At 45.1% G+C, this 1,163-nt stretch carries 1 pseudogene; it reads right to left on the bottom strand.

The window, feature by feature from the left end:
* Window positions 1-1,163: pseudogene (locus tag EMP01_RS15570) on the bottom strand (gliding motility-associated C-terminal domain-containing protein); the annotation flags it as partial.

The following is a 1,163-nucleotide window of genomic DNA, read 5'->3' on the forward strand; positions in this document are numbered from 1 at the left end:
GCTGATAAATTAGCACTGGCGCAGATTGCGGGCACTTGAGTGAAGGTTGGTATGGTATTATTATTGACTTGAATTGTCATCGTAGTACTAACCGCGCATTGACCTGCTACTGGAGTGAAAGTATAGGTCATCGTTGTGGCATTGTTCAAGGCAGGAGACCAGCTACCTGTAATACCATTATTAGAAGTTACTGGCAGAGCTGCTAATGTAGTACCAGCACAGATCGGAGCGACTTGTGAGAACGTTGGCGCGGTATTATTGTTGACTTGAATCGTCATCGTAGTACTAATAGCACATTGATTCTGATCAGGTGTAAAGGTATACGTTGTCGTAGCTGTATTATTCAATGCAGGCGACCAGCTACCTGCGATACCATTATTAGAAGTCGTTGGCAGAGCTAATAAATTAGCACCAGCGCAGATTGCAGGGACTTGTGTGAACGTGGGTATAGTATTATTATTGACTTCAATCGTCATTGTGGTACTGCCGGCACATTGATTCACACTTGGTGTAAACGTATATGTTGTCGTAGCTGTATTATTTAAGGCTGGAGACCAGGTCCCGGTGATGCCGTTAGTCGATTGGGTTGGTAAAGCCGAAAGTGTAGCACCAGCACAGATTGCAGGCACTTGCGTGAACGTTGGTGTGGTATTGCTATTGACTTGAATTGTCATTGTTGTACTACCAGCACACTGATTTTGACTAGGTGTAAAGGTATACGTTGTAGTTGTAGTATTATTTAATGCAGGCGACCAGGTCCCAGTGATACCATTAGTAGATTGTGTTGGTAAAGCTGCTAAACTAGCGCCGGCACAGATGGCAGGTACTTGAGTAAATAAAGGATCAACAACCGGGTTGACGGTGATGGTCATTGTGGCACTGCCAGCACACTGATTCTGATTAGGGGTAAATGTGTAGGTAGTCGTTGCAGTATTGTTTAATGCAGGCGACCAAGTACCAGTAATACCGTTATTCGAAGTTGCCGGCAAAGCCGCTAAAACAGTACCGGTACAGATTGGAGCCACTTGTGTGAACGTGGGTGTAGTAGTATTATTGACCTCAATCGTCATTGTGGCACTGCCGGCACACTGATTCTGATTAGGCGTAAACGTATAGGTCGTAGTAGCCGTATTGTTCAAGGCAGGAGACCAGGTTCCGGTGAT

The sequence above is a fragment of the Edaphocola flava genome (genome assembly GCF_004118155.1).
In the GTDB taxonomy this organism is placed as follows: domain Bacteria; phylum Bacteroidota; class Bacteroidia; order Chitinophagales; family Chitinophagaceae; genus Edaphocola; species Edaphocola flava.